Source organism: Achromobacter sp. RW408 (assembly GCF_003184165.1).
Taxonomy (GTDB): Bacteria; Pseudomonadota; Gammaproteobacteria; order Burkholderiales; family Burkholderiaceae_B; genus Achromobacter; species Achromobacter xylosoxidans.
In genome coordinates this window covers 1,066,560-1,092,248 of sequence record NZ_QHHO01000046.1, presented here as the reverse complement: position 1 = coordinate 1,092,248, position 25,689 = coordinate 1,066,560, and the positions used below count along the sequence as shown (strand labels likewise).

Annotated in this window: 15 protein-coding genes; 12 read left to right on the top strand and 3 right to left on the bottom strand. The window is 71.3% G+C overall.

What is annotated here, in order from left to right:
* Positions 1–65: 65 nt before the first annotated feature.
* Genes DK459_RS15045 through DK459_RS15035 form a run of 3 tightly spaced genes read right to left on the bottom strand, consistent with a single transcriptional unit; the run spans position 66 to position 2,164 of the window.
* The gene (locus tag DK459_RS15045; protein ID WP_006384482.1) at positions 66–557 is read right to left on the bottom strand and encodes a DUF421 domain-containing protein; all 492 of its coding nucleotides are present in this window, start codon (positions 555–557) and stop codon (positions 66–68) included.
* A gap of 57 nt (positions 558–614) precedes the next feature.
* Positions 615–1,697 (bottom strand): flavodoxin family protein, encoded by a 1,083-nt coding sequence (locus DK459_RS15040; protein WP_020928725.1) that lies wholly within the window; start codon positions 1,695–1,697, stop codon positions 615–617.
* Entirely contained in the window at positions 1,694–2,164 is a 471-nt protein-coding gene (locus tag DK459_RS15035; RefSeq protein WP_233256807.1) for a low affinity iron permease family protein, read from the bottom strand. The genes DK459_RS15040 and DK459_RS15035 overlap by 4 nt, the downstream gene beginning before the upstream one ends.
* A 105-nt stretch (positions 2,165–2,269) precedes the next feature.
* Between DK459_RS15035 and DK459_RS15030 the strand changes: the two genes are divergently transcribed.
* The 12 genes from DK459_RS15030 (at position 2,270) to treY (ending at position 25,631) form a co-directional block, all read left to right on the top strand.
* Complete coding sequence (locus tag DK459_RS15030; protein WP_006384479.1) at positions 2,270–3,355, top strand: calcium:proton antiporter; 1,086 nt, start codon at positions 2,270–2,272, stop codon at positions 3,353–3,355.
* Positions 3,356–3,416: 61 nt separating this feature from the next.
* Complete coding sequence (locus tag DK459_RS15025; protein ID WP_006384478.1) at positions 3,417–4,172, top strand: endonuclease/exonuclease/phosphatase family protein; 756 nt, start codon at positions 3,417–3,419, stop codon at positions 4,170–4,172.
* Positions 4,169–5,371 carry a cardiolipin synthase ClsB gene (gene clsB / locus DK459_RS15020; RefSeq protein WP_020928727.1) on the top strand — a complete coding sequence of 401 codons (1,203 nt, stop codon included), beginning with the start codon at positions 4,169–4,171 and terminating at the stop codon, positions 5,369–5,371. The genes DK459_RS15025 and clsB overlap by 4 nt, the downstream gene beginning before the upstream one ends.
* Entirely contained in the window at positions 5,368–6,351 is a 984-nt protein-coding gene (locus DK459_RS15015) for a lysylphosphatidylglycerol synthase domain-containing protein (RefSeq protein ID WP_006384476.1), read from the top strand. The genes clsB and DK459_RS15015 overlap by 4 nt, the downstream gene beginning before the upstream one ends.
* Positions 6,352–6,540: 189 nt before the next feature.
* Entirely contained in the window at positions 6,541–8,112 is a 1,572-nt protein-coding gene (gene glgA, locus DK459_RS15010; RefSeq protein ID WP_110134842.1) for a glycogen synthase GlgA, read from the top strand.
* A gap of 9 nt (positions 8,113–8,121) precedes the next feature.
* The gene (locus DK459_RS15005; RefSeq protein ID WP_233256806.1) at positions 8,122–11,319 is read left to right on the top strand and encodes an alpha-1,4-glucan--maltose-1-phosphate maltosyltransferase; all 3,198 of its coding nucleotides are present in this window, start codon (positions 8,122–8,124) and stop codon (positions 11,317–11,319) included.
* A gap of 22 nt (positions 11,320–11,341) precedes the next feature.
* Positions 11,342–14,707 (top strand): maltose alpha-D-glucosyltransferase, encoded by a 3,366-nt coding sequence (gene treS, locus DK459_RS15000; protein WP_110134894.1) that lies wholly within the window; start codon positions 11,342–11,344, stop codon positions 14,705–14,707.
* Positions 14,704–16,920 (top strand): 1,4-alpha-glucan branching protein GlgB, encoded by a 2,217-nt coding sequence (glgB, locus tag DK459_RS14995; protein ID WP_082405927.1) that lies wholly within the window; start codon positions 14,704–14,706, stop codon positions 16,918–16,920. The genes treS and glgB overlap by 4 nt, the downstream gene beginning before the upstream one ends.
* Before the next feature lie 2 nt (positions 16,921–16,922).
* Positions 16,923–19,034, top strand: a complete 2,112-nt coding sequence (gene glgX, locus DK459_RS14990; protein WP_049054462.1) for a glycogen debranching protein GlgX — start codon at positions 16,923–16,925, stop codon at positions 19,032–19,034.
* Positions 19,031–20,824: a malto-oligosyltrehalose trehalohydrolase gene (gene treZ / locus DK459_RS14985; RefSeq protein ID WP_054498631.1), complete on the top strand. Its 1,794-nt coding sequence runs from the start codon at positions 19,031–19,033 to the stop codon at positions 20,822–20,824. The genes glgX and treZ overlap by 4 nt, the downstream gene beginning before the upstream one ends.
* Positions 20,821–22,938, top strand: a complete 2,118-nt coding sequence (malQ, locus tag DK459_RS14980; RefSeq protein WP_054498630.1) for a 4-alpha-glucanotransferase — start codon at positions 20,821–20,823, stop codon at positions 22,936–22,938. Before treZ ends, malQ begins: the two co-directional genes overlap by 4 nt.
* Positions 22,935–25,631 carry a malto-oligosyltrehalose synthase gene (treY, locus tag DK459_RS14975; protein ID WP_054448450.1) on the top strand — a complete coding sequence of 899 codons (2,697 nt, stop codon included), beginning with the start codon at positions 22,935–22,937 and terminating at the stop codon, positions 25,629–25,631. Before malQ ends, treY begins: the two co-directional genes overlap by 4 nt.
* Positions 25,632–25,689: the final 58 nt, after the last annotated feature.

The following is a 25,689-nucleotide window of genomic DNA, read 5'->3' as shown; positions in this document are numbered from 1 at the left end:
CCCCCCCCCGCGCATTCCGCCTGGCGCGGTCCGGCGCCGACAGCCGGCCCGCGGATGCGGCGACTTCAATCCGCTTTCTTCTTGAGCACGCTGATGTTGCCGTCGGCCTCCATGTAGGCGCGCCGCACTTCGCTGACATCCGTCACGCCTTTCAGGCGCAGTTCGCTCAGCAGCTCCGCTTCGGTGATGTACTCGCGCCGCAGGTTGCGGCGCGCAATGACGCCGTCATGGATCAGGCAGACCTTGTCGGCCGCCAGCAGCCGGCCGACCGGCTTGAAGAAATAGCCCGCCCTGTCGACGATGACGGTCCAACCGACGATCGTCGACACCAGCACCAGGCCGTCGACGATGGACTTGTATTCCCCCGCCATCGCGTTCTGCGCGGCGTCGGCGATCAGCACCAGCACCAGCATGTCGGCCACGCCGAACGAGCCGATATCGCGGCGGCCGGCCACGCGCAACAGCACGAAGATGAACCAGTAGACGATGGAGCCGCGGATGATGATTTCGAGCGGCGATATCGAGAAGGTGAACATCTCCGACCAGTCAGGACTCATGATCTTTCTCCCACGCGTGAAACGGCGACGCCCCCTCGGCGCGCCGCCGCAGTCAATTCATTTCGGGCGCGGATCGCGGATGCCCCGTTCCAGCCCCGCCATCGCGCCGCGCCGCAGCCGCGGTATGAAATTCGCCACGGCCCGCGCCACGTTGCGCACTTCCTGCTGCACCGCGCGGTCGCGATCCAGTTCCTCGTGGCTGGTGGCATAGGGCCGGTAGTAGCCGATATAGCGGTCCAGCCGCGACGACGCGCCGGCGTCGACCAGCCCCATCCAGTCCAGCCAGTCGCTGAGCGCGCGCCGCTGAGCCTCGATGCCGGCCACGTCGCCGTGCACCACCAGGCCATAGGCGCGTCCGGCCAGGTGCTTGGGGTAGGGCCAGCCATCCAGTTCGACCTGCTTGGCCTTGAGCGGATCCTTGCCGCCCGTGAGAGTGGGGTCGGGGTTGCCGCCATCGGCGCACACCAGCCGGTCGATCATCAGCTTCAGGGGACTGGGCGATTGATACCAATAGGATGGCGCCACCAGGATCACCCCATGGGCCGCCACCCATTGTTCGTAGATCGCGCCCATGGCGTCGTTGTCCTGCCCCAGCGAATGATTGGGGTAGCAGCTACAGGGCCAGTGGCACAGCGGCATCGCCGTCGACACGCAGCCCTTGCAGGGATGGATCCGGTATTCGTATTCCGAGACCAGGCGGCTGAGGTCCAGGGTGTCTGTCCGCATGCCGGCGGCCTGCAGTTCCTCCAGCAGGATGCGGGCCAGCCGCCAGCTCTTGGAGACCTCGCCAGGACAGGTGCCGTCGTTGCGGGACGCGCCGATGATCACCAGCACGCGGGAAGGCGTGGCCGGATCCTGTTGCGCGCGCTCGGCGAGCGCCAGCCGGTCTCGCGTTTCCTTCCACTCCACCGAAAGGTCATAGTCGGGATCGGCGTGGCCGGGGCCGGCCTTGACAGTGATCGGGGCCTTGCGGCCCTGCGCGTAGGCGTCCCAGGCGATCGCCTCGAGCCGCGCCAGCGCCGCCCGCTCGGCCTGGAACGCCGGATCGTAGAAGCGGCGCATGAAACGGGCGCGGAACGTTTCACGCTCGAGCTGCCCGGTGTACTGCCCCTTGCGGACCGTCGGTTTGTCGTCTGTCATCTCTGCCTCCGGCTGCGGGCGCGCTTGCGCCGCTGGGTCCTGGCGCGCGCGGTGCAGGCCGCCGCCAACGCCAGCAGTTTGTCCTCGTCCAGGCGTTCGGCATCCACCAGCCTTTCATCGGCCCCTTCGAGCGCGATCAGCAGTTCGTCCAGCTTCAGGTGCAGCGCCTCGCTGTCCTTGTTCTGGCTCTGCTGGATCAGGAACACCATCAGGAAGGTCACGATGGTCGTGCCCGTGTTGATCACCAGCTGCCAGGTCTCGGAATAACCGAACGCTGGGCCCGAGATTCCCCACAGGATCACCGCGATCAACGCCAGCCCGAATGCCACCGGCGATCCCGCCCAGCGGGTCACATGGGCGGCAAAATGGTCGAAGAAGCGCGACACCGGATTGCCCTTGGCCGCGTTGCGGGCCGCGGCGGGTCGGGGCGGCGCGGTCCGCCGCCTCCGTACGCGGGTGGCTGCCATGGTGCTCCTTTCGGTCGGGACGGAAACCGTGTTCAGCAAATTGCGTGCCCGCCGCCAGGGACGCGGGCATGCTAGGCTGGCGCTATTGCGGTCCGCCGGATTCCGATGAAATCCATTCTGCAGTCCGAGAAATACCTGCTGCTGGCCTGCCTGGTGGCCGTGGCGGGATACGCGGTCGATCCCCGCCTGGGCGATCACGGCCGGCTCGCCAGCGCGCTCGAGACGGCCGTGCTGGTCACGGCCATCCTGGCGGCTTCGCTGAGCGTGGCGCGCCACGCCGAACGCATCGCCCAAAAGCTGGGCGACCCCTACGGCAGCATGATCCTGACGTTGTCGGCGGTGCTGGTGGAAGTGATCGTGCTGGCCATCGTCTCGTCCCGGGCCGCGTCGCCGACGCTGGTGCGCGACAGCATCTATTCGGCCGTGATGCTGGACATCAACGGCATCCTGGGCGTGGCCGCGCTGCTCGGCGGCTTCAAGCATGGCGAGCAGGCCTACAACGACGATTCCGCCCGCACCTATAGCGTGATGATCCTGACCGCGGTGACGGTATCGATGGTCATCCCCGAGTTCGTCCCGCAAGCCGGCTGGCGCGCCTACAGCGGCTTCACCATCGTGGCGATGCTGTTGCTCTACGGCGTATTCCTGCGCATGCAGACCGGCCCGCACAGTTATTTCTTCAGCTACAGCTATCCCGACAAGAAAACCCGCCGCCCGCTGCCGGCGTCCGGCTATCCGAGCCGGCGCCAGTCGGTTGCCGTGATGGCCGCCGGCATCATCGCGGTGGGCGCGCTGGCCGAGCTGATGTCGCACTCCCTGAACCGCAGCCTGGCGGGCATCGACGTGCCTGTCGGGCTGGTGGCGCTGATCGTGGCCGGCATCTCGGCCGCGCCGGAAATGCTGACCGCCCTGCGCGCGGCGCTGGCCAACCGCATGCAATCGGTGGTCAACATCGCGCTGGGCGCCTCGCTGTCCACCGTGATCCTGACCGTGCCGGCCATGGAAGCCATGGCGCTGCTCTCCGGCCAGCGCATCGACATGGCCATGACGCCGCTGCAGACCGTGATGATGCTGGCGACCCTGCTGGTGGCCGCAATCAATCTGAACGACGGCCAGACCAATGCGATCGAAGGCATGACGCACTTCGTCCTTTTTGGCACTTTCCTGATGCTGCTGGGCCTGGGACTGTAGGAGCCGCCGCGCCAGGCACGGGAATTGCTCCGGCGCAAAGATTCCCGCGCCTGGAGACGCCATGTCCGCCATGACCTTGACGGTGCTGACCGTCAACACCCACAAGGGCTACACCAGCTTCAACCGCCGCTACATGCTGTACGACCTGCGCGAAGCGCTGCGCTCGGCGGCGCCCGACCTGGTCTTCCTGCAGGAGGTGGTGGGCGAACACCAGGATATGGCCGCGCGCCATCCAGGCGACCACGGAGCGGCGGCATCGCAGTACGAATTCCTGGCCGACACGCTGTGGCGCGACTTCGCCTACGGCCGCAACGCCGTGTATCCCGCGGGCCACCATGGCAATGCCGTACTGTCGCGCTATCCGATCGCGCGCTTCGAGAACCACGACGTCAGTGTCGGCGGCCACGAGAGCCGCGGCCTGCTGCATTGCGAACTCGAGGTCCCCGGGCAGGCCGGCGCCGTCCATGCGATCTGCGTGCACCTGGGGCTGCTGGCGCGCCATCGCGAACAGCAGATCGCCAGCCTGTGCCGCCTGGTGGCGCGCGACGTGCCGGCCGGCGCATCCTTGCTGATCGCGGGCGATTTCAACGACTGGCGCCTGAAAGCGGACCACCTGCTGCGCGACTGCCGGGTGCAGGAGGTGTTCACGTCGCGCCTGGGACGGCCGGCGCGCACCTTTCCGGCCCGCTGGCCGCTGCTGCGCCTGGACCGCATCTACGTGCGCAACGTGCGCGGCTGGCGCCCCGTGCCGCTGGCCTCGCGCGTCTGGTCGCGCCTGTCCGACCATGTGCCGATCGCGGCGGAGATCTCGCTATGACGCCCCCGCCCCTGGGCTGGCGCAGCGGCAACCGCTACACGCTGCTGGAGAACGGCGAAGCCTATTTTCCCGCGGTGCGCGCCGCGGTCGACGCGGCTGCCCGCGAAGTGCTGATCGAAACCTTCATCCTGTTCGACGACGCGGTCGGCCGCGACCTGCAGCGCACCCTGATCGCCGCCGCCGGACGCGGGGTCAGCGTCGACATCCTGGCCGACGGCTACGGCTCGGATGAATTGTCCGAGGAATTCCTGGCGGCCCTGACCGGCGCGGGCGTCCGTGTACATCTGTTCGACCCGCGCCCGCGGCTATTGGGGGTGCGGACCAACCTGTTCCGGCGCATGCATCGCAAGATCGTGGCGGTGGACGGAACCTGCGCATTCGTCGGCGGCATCAATTTCTCGGCCGACCACCTGCCGGACTACGGTCCCGAAGCCAAGCAGGATTACGCGGTGCGGGTGGAAGGCCCGCTGGCCGCCGACATCGCGGACTATGCGCGCGCCGCGCTGGGCGCCGATCGACCGCGTCGCCGGCGTCGCGGCCCGCTCGAGCCGATGCCGGCGGGCGATGGCGGCGGCCGCCTGGTGGTGCGCGACAACCAGGGCCACCCCACCGATATCGAACGCTACTACCGCGCCGGCCTGCGCGCGGCGCGCCAGGACGTGCTGATCGCCAACGCCTATTTCTTCCCCGGCTACCGCCTGCTGCACGATCTGGCCAGCACCGCCCGCCGCGGCGTGCGGGTGCGCCTGCTGCTGCAAGGCGAACCCGACATGCTGGTGGCGCAGCTGGCGGCCAGCATGCTGTACGACTATCTGATCGATGCCGGCGTCGAGATCTTCGAATACTGCAAGCGGCCCCTGCACGCCAAGGTCGCCTGCGTCGACGAGGACTGGTCCACCGTGGGATCCAGCAACCTGGACCCGCTCAGCCTGGCGTTGAACCTGGAGGCCAACGTGGTGGCCCGCGACGCCGCGCTCAATGCCAGCCTGCGCGCCAGCCTGGAACGGCTCATCGCCGAGGACTGCCGGCCGGTGCGGATGCGGCCGGGCTCGCGCCGGCGCCTGCGCCGCTTCTGGGTGGGCGTGGTGGTGTTCCATTTCCTGCGCCGCTTTCCCGCCTGGGCCGGCGCGCTGCCGGCGCACAAACCGCGCTTGCGCACGCTCGACGAGTCCGGCCAGCGCGAAGGCGAGGCGTTATGAGCCTGTACCGTTCCCGCCTGATGCGCGCGGCCCGGCATCGCTGGCCGCGCATCAAGAAGGTGCTGCCCTGGGTGGTGCTGGCAGTGGCGGCGGCCCTGCTGGTGTATTTCGGCAGCTCGGTCGACTGGCCGCAGGTCTGGCAGGCCGTGCGACGGATCCCGCGCGATACGGTCCTGCTGGCCGCCGCCCTGGTGGCGCCGGCCTACCTGGCGTACGCGGCCATGGACCTGCTGGGCCGGCGCTACACCGGCCATTCCCTGGCCTGGCCCAAAGTGCTGGGCGTGGCGATGCTGAGCTATGCGCTGAACCTGAACCTGGGCGTGCTGGTAGGCGGCCTGGGCGCGCGGCTGCGCCTGTATGCCCGGCTCGGCTGCCGCAAGTCCGTCGCCACGCGGGTGGCGTTGTTCTCGGCGGTGTCGAACTGGGTCGGCTATGGATGGGTGGCCGGCGTGTTGTTCGCCAGCGGCGCGATCGTGGTGCCGGCGGGCTGGGAAATCGGCGGCGGCATGCTGCGGCTGCTGGGGGTGGGGCTGCTGGCGATGGCCATTGCCTATGCGTGGGTCTGCGCGCGCGCCACGCGGCGCGCGGCCACGTGGATGGGAATGCGGGTGACGCTGCCGCGGGGACGCATGGCTGCGCTGCAAAGCGTGACGGCGGGGCTGTCGTGGATGCTGATGGGCGCCATCATGTATGTGCTGCTGCAGGGCAAAGTCGCCTATCCGATGGTGCTGGGCATCCTGCTGTGCACCAGCTTCGCGGCGGTGGTGACCCGGGTGCCGGGCGGCCTGGGCACCACCGAAGCGATCTTCGTGGCGGCCCTGTCCCCGCGGCTGCCGGCGGCCGAGGTGCTGGGCGCGGCGCTCGGCTATCGCGCGCTGTACGCGCTGGCGCCCCTGTGCCTGGCCCTGCTGGCCTTTGCCGCGGTCGAGATCCGCCTGGGCTGGCGCAGGCGCCACCCCCAGCCGGTGTCGGGCCAATGATTACAAAAAGGGGCACAAAAGGCGTAACGCAAGGGGTTGGCGCCAACCGGCAACGACCGGCGGCGGCGCCAGGGGCCACGGCCATGGCGCGCTCTCGCCGGCGCGGCGCCGGGCATGCCACTTGCGTAGGGACAAGTCTTGCGGACATGGCCCCGGTTCCCGAGGCCCTCCGCCGACTCCGGAGCAAGCATGGCGACAACAAGAATTCTCATCGTGGCGGCAGAAGCGTTCCCCCTGGCAAAGACCGGGGGCCTGGGCGACGCCATCACCGGCATGGCGCGCGCGCTGGCCCAGGCGCACATGCAACCGACACTATTGCTGCCCGCCTATCGCGGCGTTGCGCAACGCCTGCGGCCGGCGCGGCCGGTGGCCGACCTGGCGGGCCTGCCCGGCGGCGACGCGCGCCTGCTGGCGGGGGTCTGCCCGCAGTCGGGCCTGTCGTTCCTGCTGCTGGAAAACGACGCGCTGTACGACCGCGCCGGCCTGTACCTTGACGACGACGGCCAGGAATATGCCGACAACGCGCTGCGCTACGCGGCCCTGGCCCATGCTGCGGTGCGCATCGCCCAGGGCCTGCCCGGCCTGCCGCGCCCCGAACTGGTGCACGCGCATGACTGGCATGCGGCGTTGACGCCGCTATTGCTGCGCGCCACGGGCGTCACGGACGTGAAAAGCGTCCTGACGATCCACAACCTCGCCTTCCAGGGGCCGGCGGCGCTCGAGGATGCGCCCCTGCTGGGAGTTCCCGCGCCATTCCTGGGCGAAGACGGCGCCCAGGCCTGGGGCCGCCTGAATTTCATGAAGGCGGGAATCCGCTATGCCGACCGCGTCACCACCGTCAGCCATCGCTACGCCCGCGAGATCCTGACCCCCGAATTCGGCTGCGGACTGGACGGCGTGCTGCGCGAGCGCGCGGCCGACCTGTGCGCGATCGCCAACGGCATCGACACGCAGCTGTGGAACCCGGCGCGCGATCCGCACCTGGGACCGCTGCGCTACCACCCCGACGACCTGGCCAACAAGCGCCTGTGCAAAGCCGCCGCCCAGCGCGAATACGGCCTGCGCGAAGACCCGCAGGCCACGCTGCTGATCATGTGCAGCCGGTTGACGGGACAGAAAATGGCCGACGTGGCGGCGCTGGCGCTGCCGCGGGCGCTGGAAGCCCATCCGGCGCTGCAGGTCGCGGTGCTGGGCCAGGGGGAACGCCACCTCGAAGCCGCGCTGCGGGACCTGAGTCAGCGCTATCCCGGGCGCTGCGCGGTGCGCATTGGTTACGAGGAAGCCGGCGCCCACCGGCTGCAGGCGGCCGGCGACATCCTGCTGCACGGCAGCCGCTTCGAACCCTTCGGGCTGACCCCCCTTTACGCCATGCGGTATGGCACCTTGCCGATCGGCTCGCGGGTCGGCGGCATGGCCGACACGATCAAGGACCCGGGACCGCAGCAACCGCTGACCGCCATGGCCGGCGCCACCGGCGTGCTGTTCGACGGCAGCGCGCCCGAGGACATGGCGGCGGCGATTTCGCGCGCGCTCCATCTGCATCAACACGCCACCTTGTGGCGCGCCATGCAGCGCAACGCCATGACCGCGGATTTCAGCTGGCGCCCCGCCGTGGCGGAGTACCTGGCGCTGTTCCGCTCGCTCACGGGCGACGCGCCCGCCCCGCTGGCCGGCGGCGCGCAACCGCTGCCGGAGATCGCCGCGCCGCGACTGCGGCGCGTGCGCCAGGCGGCGACGCTTGGCGCCCCCGCGCCGCTGTAGGAGCCGCGCATGGCAGCCCCCTCCTCCTCGTCCGGCAGCCCGCCCATGCCGCGCATCTACTACGCGCGCGCCGGCCTGCCGGCCGAGGCCGCGGCGCGTGAGCCGCTGCTGGCCGGCTTGCGCCACGAGGGTTTCACGGCGGTGCTGGTGCCGGTTCCCTGGCTCTGCCCGCCCGGCGCGCGCTCGCTGGCCCCGGTCGATGCCGACCTGGCGGCGGCGCCGGACGGGCGCACCGAACCGCTGCCGGCGCGGCTGGCGCGCGATGCCCGCAGCGCCGCGGACCATGGCTTGGCGCTGCTGCTGCGGCTCGAGTTGCAACGGGTGGCCCGCCAGGCCCATGGCGCCACCGCCCCCGCCGCCTGGTACCAGGACCCGGTCGATGACCCGGCGCGCGATCCGCGCCTGCCCTGGCGCGAGCACGACGTGCGGCAGCTGCGCGACGGCCCGCCCGCGGGTTTCATCGAGGCCTGGGCGGCGCGGCTGCTGCGCTGGACGCGCAGCGGCGTGGCCGGCTACGTGGTACAGCCACCGCCCATGCTCGAGGCGCCCGCCTGGCGGGCATTGTTCGAACCGTCGCGCCAGCTCAATGGCGACCTGCGCTGCCTGGCATGGACCCCGGGCCTGCCGCCCGCGGCGCTGGAACGCCTGCGCGGCGCGGGTTTCGACGCGGTCTTCTGCTCGCTGCCGTGGTGGGACTACCGCGCGCCGTGGCTGGCCGAGGAACTGGAGCGCCTGCATGCGGTGGCGCCCGTGATCGCCCCCTCCTGCGCCCTGGAGGGAGACGAACCGGAGCCGGACGAGGACACGTCGGAGCGCCCCGCCGTCGACACCCGCCGGGGCTGGGCGGCGGCGTTCTGCGCCGCCGGCTGGCTCGCCGGAGACCTCGACCGCGCGGCCGGCGCCGCCCGCGTCAACTCCTGGCTGCGCGAGGCGCATGTCGCCGGCCCGCCGCGCATCGTCGTCGGCCGCGACGGCGGCGCCACCTTGCTGCTGCGCGCGACCGGCGACCAGGGCGCCGCGCTGCTGGCGCTCAATCCCGACGACACGGGCGCCGCGCGCGTCGACTGGGACCTGGCCGCCGGCCTGCTGCCCGCTGGCGCGATCAAGCCCCGCGACGACGCCCCGGCCGATGACACGCTGGCGCCCGCGGCCTGCGCCCGCTACGACGTGTCGGCGGCGCTGCCCGTATGCGCCGCGCCGCGCAACGCGGCCATGCTGCGCAATGACGCCGGCGCGCAAGCGCGCGTGGCCATCGAACAGGTCGCGCCCTCGGTGGACGCCGGCGCGCATGCCGTCAAATGTCGCGTGCACGAACTGGTCCGGGTGCAGGCCGACATCTTCATGGACGGGCATGACCGGCTGGCGGCCGAGCTGCGCTGGCGCGCCGACGACGAACCCGCCTGGCACAGCGTGCCGATGTCCCTGGCCACCAACGACCGCTGGGACGCCGCCTTCCGGCCAGGGCGGATCGGGCCCCACGCCTTCCAGGTCGCGGCCTGGTACGACGCCTGGGAAAGCTACCGGCACGAGCTGGAGGTCAAGCATGCCGCCGGCGCCAGCCTGCGGCTGGAGCGCGAGGAAGGCCTGCAACTGCTGCGCGAGGCCGACCAGCGCGGCCGGCAGGACGCCCCGCCCGGCGCCGGCGCCGGCCTCATCAAGCGCGCGCTCAAGCTTTGCGCGGCGCGCGATGCCCAGGCCGAACCCGATGCGGACCAGATCGAAATGCTGCTCAGCCCCGCCCTGGCCCAGGCCATGCGGACGCTGGACAGCCGCCCGTTCGAGTCGCTGTCCGCCATCTACCCCGTCTGGGTCGACCGGCCGCAGGCCGTGCACGCCGCCTGGTATGAGCTGTTTCCCCGTTCGCAGGCGGCCGAGCCCGGCCGGCATGGCACGTTCGATGACGTCATCGCGCGCCTGCCCGACATCCGCGAAATGGGCTTCGACGTGCTCTACCTGCCGCCGATCCATCCCATCGGCCAGGCCAACCGCAAAGGGCGCAACAATAGCCTGAGCGCCGGACCGGACGACGTCGGCAGCCCTTACGCCATCGGCTCGCCGGCCGGCGGCCACGACGCCATCGAACCGCGCCTGGGCACCCTGGCGGACTTCCTGCGGCTGGTCAGGGCGGCCGAGCGGCATGGCCTTGAAATGGCCCTGGACTTCGCCATCCAGTGCTCGCCCGACCATCCCTGGCTGAGCCAGCATCCCGACTGGTTCTCCTGGCGCCCCGACGGATCGCTGCGCTATGCCGAGAATCCGCCGAAGAAGTACCAGGACATCGTCAACGTGGCGTTCTACGGCCCCGCGCCCAAGCGCGCCCGCAAGCTCGGGCTGTGGCGCGCGCTGCGCGACATCGTGCTGTTCTGGGTGGGACACGGCGTGCGCATCTTCCGCGTCGACAACCCGCATACCAAGCCCTTGCCCTTCTGGCAGTGGCTGATCGCCGAAGTCCATGCGCGCCATCCGGACGTGCTGTTCCTGTCCGAGGCCTTCACCCGTCCCAAGATGATGTACCGGCTGGCCAAGGTGGGATTCACGCAGTCGTACACCTACTTCACCTGGCGCAACGACAAGGCCGAGCTCGAAGCCTACCTGCAAGAGATCTCGCATGCGCCAGCCGCGGATTTTTTCCGGCCGCACTTCTTCGTCAACACGCCGGACATCAATCCGGTCTTTCTGCAGACCAGCGGCCGTCCCGGCTTCCTGATCCGCGCGGCATTGGCGGCGCTGGGCTCGGGCCTGTGGGGCGTCTACAGCGGCTTCGAACTGTGCGAGGCCGCGCCGGTGCCCGGCAAGGAGGAATACCTGGATTCGGAAAAGTACGAGCTGCGCCAGCGCGACTGGCGCCAGCCCGGCAACATCCGCGCCGACATCGCCCGCCTGAACCAGTTGCGCCAGGCCAACCCCGCCCTGCAAAGCCACCGCGGCCTGACGCTGGCGGCAAGCGGCAACGACCGCGTCATCGCCTTCGCCAAGGCCACGCCGGGCAACGGCAACGTGGTGCTGGCGGCCATCAGCCTGGATCCGTTCCACCCCCAGACGGCCCGGGTCGAGCCGCCCTGCGCGCTGTTCGCGCCGCCCTGGCCGGACGGCCTGGTGGCCGAGGACCTGCTGGCCGGCCAGCGCGAAACCTGGCGCGGCGAGCGCGAGGTGGCGTTGTCCCCCGACCAACCCTATCGCATCTGGCGGCTGTCGCGTCATGGCTGACGCCGCCAGGGAGCCCATGACCATGATCAGCCAACCCCACCCCCAGGACGACGGCCTTTGGTACAAGGACGCGGTGGTCTACCAACTGCATGTGAAGTCGTTCTTCGATTCCAACGACGACGGCGTGGGCGACCTGCCCGGGCTGATTTCCAAGCTCGACTACATCGCCAACCTGGGCGTCGATACGATCTGGCTGCTGCCCTTCTACCCCTCGCCGCGACGCGACGACGGCTACGACATCGCCGACTACCGCGGCGTGCATCCGGACTACGGCACCGTCGCCGACGTGCGCAAGCTGATCCGAGCGGCCCACGCGCGCGGCCTGCGCGTCATCACCGAGCTGGTGGTCAACCATACCTCCGACCAGCATCCGTGGTTCCAGCGGGCGCGCACCTCGCGGCCCGGCTCGGCGGCGCGCAATTTCTACGTGTGGTCGGACAACGACAAGGCCTACGCCGGCACCCGCGTGATCTTCTGCGACACCGAGAAGTCCAACTGGACCTGGGACCCGGTGGCCAACGCCTACTTCTGGCACCGCTTCTACTCGCACCAGCCCGACCTGAACTACGACAACCCGCAGGTGCTCAAGGAAGTGCTGGCGGTGATGCGCCACTGGCTGGACATGGGCGTGGACGGGCTGCGGCTGGACGCCGTGCCCTACCTGGTCGAGCGCGAGGGCACCAACAACGAGAACCTGCCCGAGACCCACCAGGTGCTCAAGCGCATCCGCGCCGTCATCGACAGCGAGTATCCGGGCCGCCTGCTGCTGGCCGAGGCCAACCAGTGGCCCGAGGACGCGCAGGAGTATTTCGGCAATGGCGACGAATGCCACATGTCGTTCCACTTTCCGCTGATGCCGCGCATGTACATGGCGATCGCGCAGGAAGACCGCTTTCCCATCACCGACATCATCCGCCAGACGCCCGACATCCCCGCCACCTGCCAGTGGGCCATCTTCCTGCGCAACCACGACGAACTGACGCTGGAGATGGTCACCAGCCGCGAACGCGACTACCTCTGGAGCGTCTACGCGGCCGATCCGCGCGCCCGCATCAACCTGGGCATCCGCCGCCGCCTGGCGCCGCTGCTGGAACGCGACCGGCGCCGGGTCGAACTGATGAACAGCCTGCTCTTGTCGATGCCCGGCACGCCGGTGCTGTATTACGGCGACGAACTGGGCATGGGCGACAACGTGCACCTGGGGGACCGCGACGGCGTGCGCACGCCGATGCAATGGTCGCCCGACCGCAACGGCGGCTTCTCGCGCGCCGACCCCGAACGGCTGCCGCTGCCGGTGCTGATGGGGCCGCTGTATGGCTATGAGGCCGTCAACGTCGAGGCTCAGCAGCGCGACCCGCACTCGCTGCTGAACTGGACCCGCCGCATGCTGGCGCAGCGCCGCCAGACCCACGCCTTCGGCCGCGGCACGCTGCGCTTCATCCAGGCCGGCAACCGCAAGATCCTGGCCTACCTGCGGCAATGGCGCGACACCACCATCCTGTGCGTGGCCAACCTGTCCAACGCCGCCCAGCCGGTCGAACTGCCGCTGCAGGCCTTCGACGGCCGCGTGCCGGTGGAGATGCTGGGCGGCACGCCGTTTCCCGCGATCGGCGAGCTGCCCTACCTGCTGACGCTGCCGCCCTACGGCTTTTACTGGATGGACCTGAGCGCCGAGGCGGCGCCGCCCGGCTGGCACGCGAGCGCGCCGGAACGCATGCCGGAGCTGGCCACGCTGGTGTTGCGCGGCCATGCCAACGCCGTCCTCACGGATGGCTCGCGCCAGACCCTGGAAACCGAAGTGCTGCCGGAATACCTGGCGCGCCAGCGCTGGTTCCCCGGCGCCACGCCGCCCGCCCGGGTGTCGCTGGCCTACGCCACGCCCTTCGGCGCCGGCCGGGCCGAATCCTCCGGCGCCGGCGGCGCCGAATACTACTGGGCCGAAGCCGAGCCAGCCGACGCCGCGGTCGCGCGGCGGGTGCAGATCCCGTTCGCGCTGGTCTGGGACGAGGCCGCGCAAGTGCAGTACCCGATCGCGCGCGTGCGGCGCGGCCCTGAAGTCGGCATCCTGGCCGATGCCTTCCTGCAGCCCGGCTTCGTGCTGGGGGTGGTCGACGCCCTGCGCCACGGCCGCGAATGGGATGGCCGCCAAGGCGGCAAGCCGGGCGAGCGGCCCGGCGTGATCCGCAGCCTGCCCGAACCCGGCATGACGGAACTGGCGCTGGACGCCGAACCGGCGCTGCAATGGATCAGCGGCGAGCAGTCCAACAGTTCGGTGGTGATCGGCGGCAAGGCCATCCTGAAACTGCTGCGCAATGCCCCGCCGGGGCTGTCGGCGGAAGTCGAGATGAGCCGCCACCTGACCCGCGCGGGCTATGCCAACATCCCCGCGCTGCTGGGCGAAATACAACGCGTGGACGGCGATGGCGTGCCCTGCACGCTGGCAGTGCTGTACGCCTACATCGCCAACGAAGGCGACGCCTGGAACTGGACGCTGGACTACCTGAAGCGCACGCTCGCCACGGCGCTGCTGGGCGGCGACAGCCCCGAGGAATTCGAAGCCAGCCTGGAAGGCTATGCCACCCAGGCCGCCACCATCGGCCGGCGCCTGGCGCAATTGCACCAGGTGCTGGCGCGGCCCAGCGACGATCCGGCGTTCGCCCCGGCCATCGCGTCGCAGGAAGAGGCCGATGCCCTCGCCGCGCGCGTCGTGGGCCAGCTCGATCAGGCCGCCCAGGCGCTGCGCGCCTGTGTCGACAGCCTGGAGGAACCTTCGCGGGCCTGCGCCCAATGGCTGTTCGACCACCACGGCCGCCTGGTGGCGCGGATCGAGCGCATGGCGCAAGCCCTCGCCGGCAGCCCGCTGATCCGCGTCCATGGCGATCTGCATCTGGGCCAGGTGCTGGTGGCGCAGACCGATGCCTACCTGATCGACTTCGAGGGCGAACCCGACCAGCCGCTGTCCCTGCGCCGGCAACTGGCCTCGCCCGCCAAGGACGTGGCCGGCATGCTGCGGTCGTTCGACTACGCGGCCGCCGCCGTGGCGCACCACGATCCGCTGGGCGGCGCCCCCACCGACGCCAACGCGGCGCCGATGGAAAACGCCGCCACCGCGAATTCGCCGGCGCAGTTGCGCGATGCGTTGCTGGCGCGCTTTCGCGCCCGCGCCACCGAGGCCTTCCTGCAAGGCTACGAGGAAGCCGGAGCCGCGCCGTCGCCGGCCTGGCGCACCCTGCTGCAACTGGCCCAACTGGAAAAAGCCGCCTACGAGATCGGCTACGAGGCCGGCCACCGCCCCGACTGGATCTCCATTCCGCTGTGCGCGCTGTCCGGCCTGGCGCATGCGCTGGTGCAGAACGCGGCGATCGACGCCGAGGACCCGACGCCATGAGCCGCCGCAACCACGACCCGCGCGCCAGCGCCGCCTCCCCGCATCCCGCGCCGGCCGCCCTGGACGCGGCGCAGCGCGCCGCGCTGCTGGCCGGCGCCCATGACGATCCGTTCGCCGTGCTCGGGCCGCATGACGGCGGCGTGCGCGCGCTGCTGCCCGGCGCGCGCTCGGTGACCGTAGTTGCTCCCGATGGCGCCCGCTTCCCGCTGGCCGACGAGGGCGATGGCCTGTTCAGCGGTCCGGCCGGGCCCGCCCGGGCCGGCGCCGGGCATTCCTACCAACTGGACATCGAATGGCCGGACGCGCGCCAGCATGTCGCCGACACATACGCGTTCGGGCCGCTGCTGCCCGCCGAGGCGCTGCAGGGCCTGCGCGACGGCGACTGGCGGGCCGCGCTGGCGTGGCTTGGCGTGCGGCCCGCCAGCGTCGACGGCGTGGACGGGGTGCGCTGCGCCGTCTGGGCGCCGAACGCGCGGCGCGTGGCGCTGGTGGGCGACTTCAACAGCTGGGATCCGCGGCGCCACGGCATGCGCCTGCGCCACGAGGCCGGCGTATGGGAACTGTTCGCGCCGGGCGTCGCGGCCGGCGCGCGCTACAAATTCGCAATCACCGACGCCACCGGCGCGGTCCGCTTCAAGGCCGATCCGCACGCCCGCCGCGCCGAACCGCCGCCGGCCACCGCCTCGATCGTGGATGCGGCCGCCCCCTATCCCTGGACCGACGACGACTGGATGCGGGCGCGCGGCGAACGCCATGCGCCCGGCGCCCCCATCGCCATCTATGAAGTCCACGCGGGCTCCTGGCTGGCGCCGGACGGCGGCTGCCCGTGGCGGCAACTGGCCGACAAACTGCCCGCCTATGCCGCCTCGATGGGTTTTTCGCACATTGAGCTGATGCCCATCATGGAACACCCGTTCGGCGGATCCTGGGGCTATCAGCCGCTGGGGTTGTTCGCGCCCAGCGCGCGCTTCGGCCCGCCGGCGGCATTCGCGCACTTCGTCGACCGCTGCCACGCGGCCGGCATCGGCGTGATCCTGGACTGGGTGCCGGCCCACTTCCCCGATGACGCGCATGGATTGGCCCGCTTTGACGGCACCGCGCTCTACGAGTACGACGACCCGCGCGAAGGCTACCACCCCGACTGGCACACATTGGTCTACAACCTGGGCCGGACCGAAGTCCGTGGCTTCATGATCGCCAGCGCGCTGCACTGGCTGCGGCGTTTCCACGTCGACGGCCTGCGGGTGGACGCGGTGGCGTCGATGCTGTACCGCGACTACAGCCGCCGTCCCGGCGAATGGATTCCGAACCGCCACGGCGGCCGCGAGAACCTGGAGGCCGTCGACTTCCTGCGCGGCCTCAACCAGGCCGTGCGCGACGAGGTGCCCGACGCCATGATGATCGCCGAGGAATCCACCGCCTGGCCCGGGGTCACCGCGCCCGTGGCGGACGGCGGCCTGGGCTTCCACTACAAGTGGAACATGGGCTGGATGCACGACACGCTGCGCTACCTCGCCGAAGACCCGGTGCACCGCAAGTACCACCACGGCGAGCTGACCTTCAGCATGGTCTATGCCTATGCCGAGCGCTACGTCCTGCCGCTGTCGCACGATGAAGTGGTGCACGGCAAGGGATCGCTGCTGAACAAGATGCCGGGCGACGTCACCTCCCGCTTCGCCAATTTGCGCGCCTACCTGGGCTACATGTGGGCCCACCCCGGCAAGAAACTGCTGTTCATGGGCGGCGAGATCGCGCAGGCCGCCGAATGGAACCATGACGCTCCGCTCGACTGGAACCTGCTGGACGATCCGGCCCGCAAGGGCATGCAACGACTGGTCGGCGACCTCAATCGCCTGTACCGCTCCCAGCCCGCGCTGCATGCCCGTGACGCCGATCCCGCCGGCTTTGCCTGGGTCGTCCTGGACGACGCCGACAACAGCGTGGTCGCCTTTCTGCGCACGGACGGCGCCGCGCAGGTGCTGGCGGTCAGCAACTTCACGCCGGTGGCGCGCGCCGCCTACCGCGTCGGCGTGCCGCTGGGCGGGCGCTGGGACGAGATCCTGAACACCGACGCCGGCAGCTACGGCGGCACCGGCGCCGGCAATCTTGGCCGGGCGCAGGCGCGCGCCGAGCCGGCGCATGGCCATGCCCAGTCGCTGCTGCTGACGCTGCCGCCGCTATCCACCCTTTACTTCCTGCATCGAGACGAATGACCATGGATCCCTCTCTGTTGACCCGCATGACCGCCGGCCAGCCCTATCCGCTCGGCGCCGTCAGCGATGGCCTGGGCGTGAACTTCGCCGTTTTCTCGGCCAACGCCACGCGCATCGAAGTGTGCTTGTTCGACAGCCGCGGCCGCAAGGAACTGCGCCGCTTCGACCTGCCGGAGTGCACCGACGAGATCTGGCACGGCTACCTGCCCGACGCCCAGCCCGGGCTGGTCTACGGTTTGCGGGCCCACGGCCCGTACGACCCGCGCAACGGCCATCGCTTCAATCCGCACAAGCTGCTGCTGGACCCGTACGCGCGCCAGCTGACCGGCCCCGTGAACTGGAGCGACGCGCTGTTCGGCTACCGCCTGAACCACGCCCGCGCCGACCTGACGATGGACCGGCGCGACAGCGCGCCCGCCATGCCCAAGGCGGTGGTCGCCGAGGACCTGCCCTTCAACTGGGGCAACAGCAAGCCCCCGCGCACCGGCTGGAGCGACAGCGTCATCTACGAAGTCCACCTGCGCGGCGCCTCGATGCAGCGCGAGGACCTGCGCCAGCCGCTGCGCGGCACCAGCGCCGCGCTGGCCGACCCGCGCTTCATCGAACACCTGCAACGCCTGGGCGTCACCGCCGTCGAACTGCTGCCGGTGCACGCGTTCCTGCAGGACCGCTTCCTGCTCGAACGCGGACTGCGCAACTATTGGGGCTACAACACGCTCTCGTTCTTCGCGCCCGAACCCTCCTATCTGCAGCACGGGCCCAACGACCTGCGCCAGGCCATCCGGCGGCTGCACGCGGCCGGCCTGGAGGTCATCCTGGACGTGGTCTACAACCATACCTGCGAAGGCAACGAGCTGGGCCCCACGCTGTCCTGGCGCGGCCTGGACAACGCCAGCTACTACCGCCTGGTTCCGGGCGAGGAACGCCACTACATCAACGACACCGGCTGCGGCAATACGGTCAACCTGTCGCACCCCCGGGTGCTGCAGATGGTGACCGACTCGCTGCGCTACTGGGTGCGTTCCTACGGCGTGGACGGCTTTCGCTTCGACCTGGGCGTCACCCTGGGGCGGGAAGGCACCGGCTTCGATCCCGGTTCGGGCTTCTTCGACGCCCTGCTGCAGGACCCGGAGCTGGCGCATGCCAAGCTCATTTCCGAGCCGTGGGACATCGGCCCGGACGGCTATCAGCTGGGCAACCATCCGCCCGGCTTCGCCGAATGGAACGATCGCTACCGCGATACGGTGCGGCGCTACTGGCGCGGGGACGACGGCCAGCGCGGCGACATGGCGGCCCGGCTGACCGGTTCGCGCGACGTATTCGACCGCCGCCACCGCCGCCCCTGGGCCAGCGTCAATTTCGTGGCCTCGCACGACGGCTTCACCGTGCGCGACGTGGTCAGCTACGACGGCCGGCACAACGAGGCCAACGGCGAAAACGGCGACGACGGCCATCCCGAGAACTACAGCAGCAACTGGGGCGAGGAAGGCCCGAGCACCGATGAAGCGGTGCTGGAGCGCCGCGCCCGCGTGCAGCGCGCGCTGCTGGCGACGCTGTGCCTGTCCGATGGCACCCCGATGCTGCTGGCCGGCGACGAATTCGGCAACAGCCAGGAGGGCAACAACAACGCCTACTGCCAGGACAACCCGCTGTCCTGGCTGGACTGGACGCAGGCCCAAAGCGATGAAGGCCGCGCCTTGAGCCAGATGGTGGCGCGCGCGCTGGCGCTGCGGCGCGGCCACCCGGCGCTGCGCGCGGCCCGCTACGGCGATGCCGCGCGCGAGATCTGTCCGGGCGTGGCCGCCATCGACTGGTTCAACCCCGACGGCCACCCCATCGAACCGGCATCCTGGGAGGACGCCGGCGCCAAGGCCATGGCCCTGCGGCGCGCCGCCCTGCGCGAGGACGGCAGCGCCGACGTCACGCTGCTGCTGCTCAATCCGGGCAGCGAAGCGCAGCCGTTCACCCTGCCGTCGCCGACGCTGGCCTGGATACGCGAACTGGACTCGTCCGCGCCGGCCGCGGCGGCGCCGGTCCATGGCGCCGAAGTCACGGTGCAGGCCCAAAGCCTGCTGCTGCTGGCCGCCGCGCCCGTCCCCGGACAAGCATCATGAGCGCCTGGCCCGAACCTTTCTCCTTCGGCGCCCTGCCCTTGCCCGACGGCCGCACCCGCTTTCGCCTGTGGGCGCCGACGGCCGCGCCCGGGCTGGCGCTGGTGATCGAGGGACGCGCGCCCATCGCGCTGCACCCCGACGCGCAAGGCTACGCCCAGGTGGACGTCGATTGCGGCGCCGGCACGCGCTACCGCTATCGTCTCGGCGACGGCACCCTGGTGCCGGATCCCGCCTCGCGCCTGCAGCAGGATGACGTGCACGGCGCCAGCATCGTCACCGGCGCCGACGCCTACCCCTGGCGGCATCCGGGCTGGCGCGGGCGGCCATGGGAAGAGACCGTGCTGTACGAAGTCCACGCCGGGCTGGCGGGCGGCTACGCCGGCCTGCGCCAGCGCCTGCCGGCGCTGGCCGAACTGGGCGTCACCCTGCTCGAACTGATGCCGCTGGCGGACTTCCCCGGACCCCGCAACTGGGGCTACGACGGCGTCCTGCCCTATGCGCCCGACACCGCCTACGGCTCTCCCGACGACCTGAAGGCGCTGATCGACAGCGCCCATGGCCTGGGCATGGGCGTCATGCTGGACGTGGTCTACAACCACTTCGGCCCGGATGGCAATTTCCTGGCCAGCTACGCCGCGCCATTCTTTCGCGACGATATCCAAACCCCCTGGGGCGCGGCCATCGATTTCCGCCAGGCGGCGGTGCGCCGCTATTTCGCCGAGAATGCCCTGCACTGGCTCGGCGAGTACCGTTTCGACGGCCTGCGGCTGGACGCGGTGCACGCCATCGCCGGCCATGGCTGGCTGGAGGAACTGGCGCAGCACGTGCGCGGCCAGTTGCCCGGACGCCACGTCCACCTGGTGCTGGAGAACGACGACAATCGCGCGTCGCTGCTGCAGGCGGGCTACGACGCGCAATGGAACGACGACGCGCACCATGTCCTGCATCACCTGCTGACCGGCGAGTCCCAAGGCTACTACGCCGACTATGCGGCGCAGCCATCCGAGACGCTGGCGCGCTGCCTGGAACAGGGCTGGCTCTATCAAGGCCAGCCCAGCGCCCACCGCGGCGGCCGGCCGCGCGGCGAACCCAGCGCCCATCTGCCGCCCACGGCCTTCGTCCTGTTCCTGCAGAACCACGACCAGACCGGCAACCGCGCCCACGGCGACCGCCTGACCCGGCTGGTGCCGTCGGCCGACCGGCTGCGCGCGGCGGTGGCGCTGCAATTGCTGTCGCCCCAGATCCCGCTGATCTTCATGGGCGAGGAAATCGGCAGCGAATCGCCGTTCCTGTATTTCACCAGCCACACGGATCCGGCCCTGGCGCAAGCGGTGCGCGAGGGCCGGCGGCGCGAGTTCTCGTCCTTCGCCGAATTCAGCGGCACCGACGCCGCCACGCTGCCCGATCCCGATGATCCCGCCACCTACGCGCGCAGCCAGCCCTGGACGGCGGAACAGGACGATGACGCCAAGACCTGGCTCACCTACTATCGCGCGCTGCTGCATTTGCGCCAGCGCGCGCTGGCGCCGCGCCTGCGCGGCGCCGCCAGCCTGGGCGCGCTGGCGCTGGGCGAACGCGGCGTGCACGCGCGCTGGCGCCTGGGCGATGGCGCGGTGCTGACGCTGTACGCCAACCTGGGCGCAGCGCCCGAACCCCTGCCGCAATCGTTGGCGCCCAGCGGGGGGTTTGCCGACCTGCTGTTCGAATCATTGCCCGGCGCCTGTGCCGCGCTGGCCACGGGCAGCGTGTGCGGCGACAGCGCGGTGTACCTGCTGGAGGACGCCGCATGAGCGCCGCGCTCTCGGCGCTGGCCATGGCCGCCGGCCTGGCCGAGCATTGGACCGACGCGCGCCAGCAGCCGCGCGCGGTCGCGCCTGACACCTTGCGCGCCCTGCTGCGCGCGATGGACCTGCCCGCCGACAGCGAGGCCGATATCCGCGACAGCCACGCGCGGCTGGCCGCGGCCCGCAGCCAGGCCCGGCTGCCCGCGATGATGGTCGCGGTAGCCGGGGGCAGGCTGCGGCTGCCGCCCGCCTGCGCCGGCGCCTACGAAATCAGCGCCGCGCATGCCCGCGCCCTGGCCGGCCACACCACCACGGACGCGGCCGGCATGCCAGAACTCATCCTGCCCACGGTGCCCGGCTACTACACGCTGGCGCTGCCGGGCGGCGTCACCACCCTGGCGGTGGCGCCGGCCAGCGCGCCGCCGCCCTCCCTGTTGCTGGACGAACCCGAGCCGCGCGCATGGGGCCTGGCCGCGCAGGTCTACAGCCTGCGGCGGCAGGCCGCCGATCCCGTCCAGGCGACCCATGGCTTCGGCGACTTCGGCGCCCTGCGCGACCTGGCCATCAGCGCCGGCGCGGCAGGCGCCGACGCGCTGGCCATGAGTCCGGTGCACGCCATGTTTGCCGCCGACCCCGGCCAATACAGCCCCTACTCGCCCTCCAGCCGGCTGTTCCTGAATACGCTGTACGCCGATCCCGCCGCCGTGCTCGGCGCCGAGGCCGTGCGCGCGGCGCTTGCGCGCATGGGGCCGGCGGCGCAACAGGCGCTGCACGCGCTGGAACAACGCGACCTGATCGATTGGCCCCAGGCCGCGCGGGCGCGCCAGCGGCTATTGCGCGAGTTGCACCGCGGTTTCCAGCAGACGGCCACCGCGGACCAGCGCCAGGCGCTGCAGGCATTCTGCCGCGCCGGCGGCCAGGACCTGCGCGACCACGCGCTGTTCGAGGCGCTGCACGAGAACCTTGCGCAACTGCCCGGCGCGCCGCGCAACTGGACCGCCTGGCCCGACGGGCTGCGCGACCCGCGCTCGAACGAGACCCGCGGCTTCGCCCAGGCGCAGGCGGGTGAACTGGACTTTCATCAATTCACGCAATGGCTGGCCGCCGTCAGCCTGTCGCAGACGCAGCAGGCAGCCCGTGGCGCCGGCATGCGCATCGGCTTGATCGCGGACCTGGCGATCGGCGCCAGCCCCGCCGGCAGCCACGCCTGGAGCCACCAGGCCGACCTGATGCGGCGCGCCGGCGTGGGCGCCCCGCCCGATATTCACAACCCCTTGGGCCAGGCCTGGGGCCTGACCGCCCTGTCGCCCCAGGCGCTGCGCGAATCGGGCTACGCCGCCTTCATTGCCCTGCTGCGCGCCGGCCTGGCGCAGGCGGGCGGGCTGCGCATCGACCATATCCTGGGCATGGCGCGCCTGTGGCTGATTCCGGACGGGGCGGCGGCGGCCGACGGCGCCTATCTGCGCTATCCGCTGCGCACGCTGCTGCGCCTGACGGCGCTGGAGGCCTGGCGCCACCGGGCGCTGATGATCGGCGAGAACCTGGGCACCGTGCCCGAGGGCTTCGACGACGCGCTGCGCGAACACGGCCTGCTGGGCATGGACGTGCTGTGGTTCATGCGCGAAGCGTCCGCCGCGCCCTCGCCCGCCGCGTTCACGGCGCCGGGCGCCTGGCCCGCGCAGGCCGCGGCCATGACCACGACCCATGACCTGCCCACGCTGGCAGGCTGGTGGCGCGGCCGCGACATCGACTGGCGCGCCAGCCTGGATCTTCTGGGCCCGCAGGAAAGCGCGGCCGACCTGCGCGCCGCGCGCGCCGCCGATCGCGAAAGCTTGTGGCAGGCCGTGCGCGCGCATGCCCACCAGCCGCCCGAACCCGCGCCGGACCAGGTTCCCGCGGCTACGCTGCTGGCCTATGTGGCGGCGGCGCCGTGTCCCTTGGCCCTGGTGCCGCTGGAAGACGCCACCGGCATGGTCGACCAGCCCAATCTGCCGGGCGCCGACAGCCGCCATCCCAACTGGCGCCAGCGCCAGCCGCTGGCCGCCGCCGATTGCCTGGACGCGCCCGCCGCGCGCGAACGGCTGGCGCCGCTACGGTCCCTGCGAGGGCGCAAGCCATGAACGGCGCCAACCCGTCCGCCACGCGCGCGCCATTGCGCCCGCGCGCCACCGCCCGCCTGCAGCTGCATGCCGGCTACACCCTGGACGACGCGCGCGCCCAGGTCGCCTACCTGGCCGACCTGGGCATCAGCCACCTGTACCTGTCGCCCATCACGCGCGCGCGCGCCGGCTCCACCCACGGCTACGATGTCATCGACCATGGCCAGGTCAGCCCGGAACTGGGCGGCGAGGCCGCCCTTCGGCGCCTGGCGGACGAGGCCCGCGCCCACGGCATGGGATTGATCGCCGACATCGTGCCCAACCACATGGCCGCCGACGTCTCCAACCCCTGGTGGGCCGACGTGCTGCGCTACGGCGAACGCAGCCCGCATTCGCGCTGCTTCGACATCGACTGGCGCGCCCCCGACCCCGCCCTGCGCGGCAAGGTATTGCTGCCGGTGCTGCCCGATCCGTACGGCGAATGCCTGGATGCCGGCGCCATCGTCCTGGCGCACGACCGCGCCCAGGGTTACACCATCGTGGTGGGCGGCCAGCGCTATCCCCTGGCCGAAGCGCCCTTGCCGGTGCAAAGCCCCGCGCGCACGTGCGCCGCGCATGCGCCGGACACGATGCCCGGCCGGCGCCGCCTGCACCAGTTGCTGGAACGCCAGCATTACCGCCTGGCCTGGTGGCGCACCGCGCCCGACCAGATCAACTGGCGGCGCTTCTTCGAAATCCACGAGCTGGTTGGCGTGCGGGTCGAGGACGACGTCGTATTCGACGCCGTGCACGCCCTGCCCCTGCGCCTGTACCGCGAAGGCCTGCTCGACGGGCTGCGTATCGACCACATCGACGGCCTGGCCGCGCCGGGCGCCTACCTGCGCCGGTTGCGCGCGGCGCTGGCCCAGGTGGCGCCCGCGCGCGCGCGGGCCGGCCTGGCCACCGAACCCTATCTGGTCGTGGAAAAGATCCTGGCCGATGACGAGCGCATCGACCCGCGCTGGGCCACCGACGGCACCACCGGCTATGACTTCATGGACCAGGTCGGCGCGCTGCTGCACGCGCCCGCCGCGCGTGAACCGCTGGCGCAATTCTGGCAGGCCTTGAGCGGCGACACCCGGACGCCGTCGGCGCAGCTGCGCGGCGCCCGCGAACTCATGCTGGCGCGCCACTTCGCCGCCGAACGGCTGGTGCTGGTACGCGCGCTGACGCGCGTGGCGCGCCTGGACCTGCGCACCCGCGACTGGGCCGCGCCGGCGATCGATCGCGCCGTGACGGCCTTGCTGGCGGCGTTTCCCGCGTACCGCAGCTACGCGGAGGACGGCGGGCGCGGCGGCGCCGACGCGAGCCATTGGCGCGCGGCGCTGGCCGCCGCCGGCAACGCGCTGGGGGCCGCCCCCGGCAGCCCCGACGACCGCCTGCTGCGCCTGCTGGACCAATGGCTGGACGGCGCGCCCGGCCAGCCCCAGGACGAGAACGCGGCCAACGCCGTGCGCAACGCGCGCGCCCGCGCCCTGCGCCACTTCCAGCAGCTGACGCCGCCGCTGGCCGCCAAGGCGCTGGAAGACACGCTGTTCTATCGCTACGGTCCGCTGCTCTCGCGCAACGAGGTTGGCGCCAGTCCCGCGCGCTTCGCGCTGCAACCCGAAGCCTTTCTCGACGCCGGCGCCGCCCGGGCCGCCCGCCATCCCGACGCCATGCTGGCCACCGCCACCCACGACCACAAACGCGGCGAAGACAGCCGCTGCCGCCTGGCGGCGCTGAGCGAAATCCCGCAGGACTGGATCGCCACCGCCCGCGACTGGATCGAACGCCTGCCCGCCCGCGACGGCATGCCCACGCGCGCCGACCGCTATCTGTTGCTGCAGACGCTGGTCGGCGCCTGGCCGCTCGACCTTGCGCCCGATGATATCGCCGCCCGTCCCGACGCGGTCGGCGCCTACCTGGCGCGCGTGGCGCAGTGGCAGGTGAAGGCCCTGCGCGAGGCCAAGTTGCACACGCGCTGGACCGCGCCCGACGCCCCCTATGAAGACGCCGCCGCGCAAGCGCTCGACGCCCTTTCGACGACCACCGACGGCCAGGCGCTGTTGCGCGAGATCGCCGCCTATGCGCTGCGGCTGGCGCCCGCCGGGCTGATCAACAGCCTGGCCCAGACCCTGCTGCGCAATACCCTGCCCGGCGTGCCCGACCTGTACCAGGGCGCCGACCTGTGGGATTTCAGCCTGGTCGATCCCGACAATCGCCGGCCGGTCGACTATGCCGGGCGCGCGGCCCTGCTGGCCGCCGCGCCACGCGGCGACGCCGCCATCGACACCGGCGCCGCCGCATGGCGCAGCGGCGCGGTCAAGCAGGCGCTGATCCAGCGCGCGCTGGCCCTGCGCGCGCGCCATCCCGCGCTATTGCGCGACGGCACGCTGCAAGCCGTTGCCGCGCAGGGACCGCGCGCGCAACATGTGCTGGCCTTCCTGCGGCGCCATGAGGACCAGGCCATGCTGGTCGTCGTGCCGCGCCTGTGCGCCACGGCGATCGCCGGCTATGCGCGGGCCGACGCCGCGACGGCCAGCGCCCATTGGTCCGGCACCCGCCTGCTGCCGCCGGACGATATGCCGCGCCCGCTGCTGGAGCTGCTGTCGTCGCGGCATGCCGATACGGCCTGGGACCTGGCCGACCTGCTGCGCGATAGCCCCGTCGCGTTATGCGTGATTGCAAAGTAACCCCTGTCCAAGCAACAGATGCTCGCACTTGCAACAGGACATGGCATGAATGGCAACG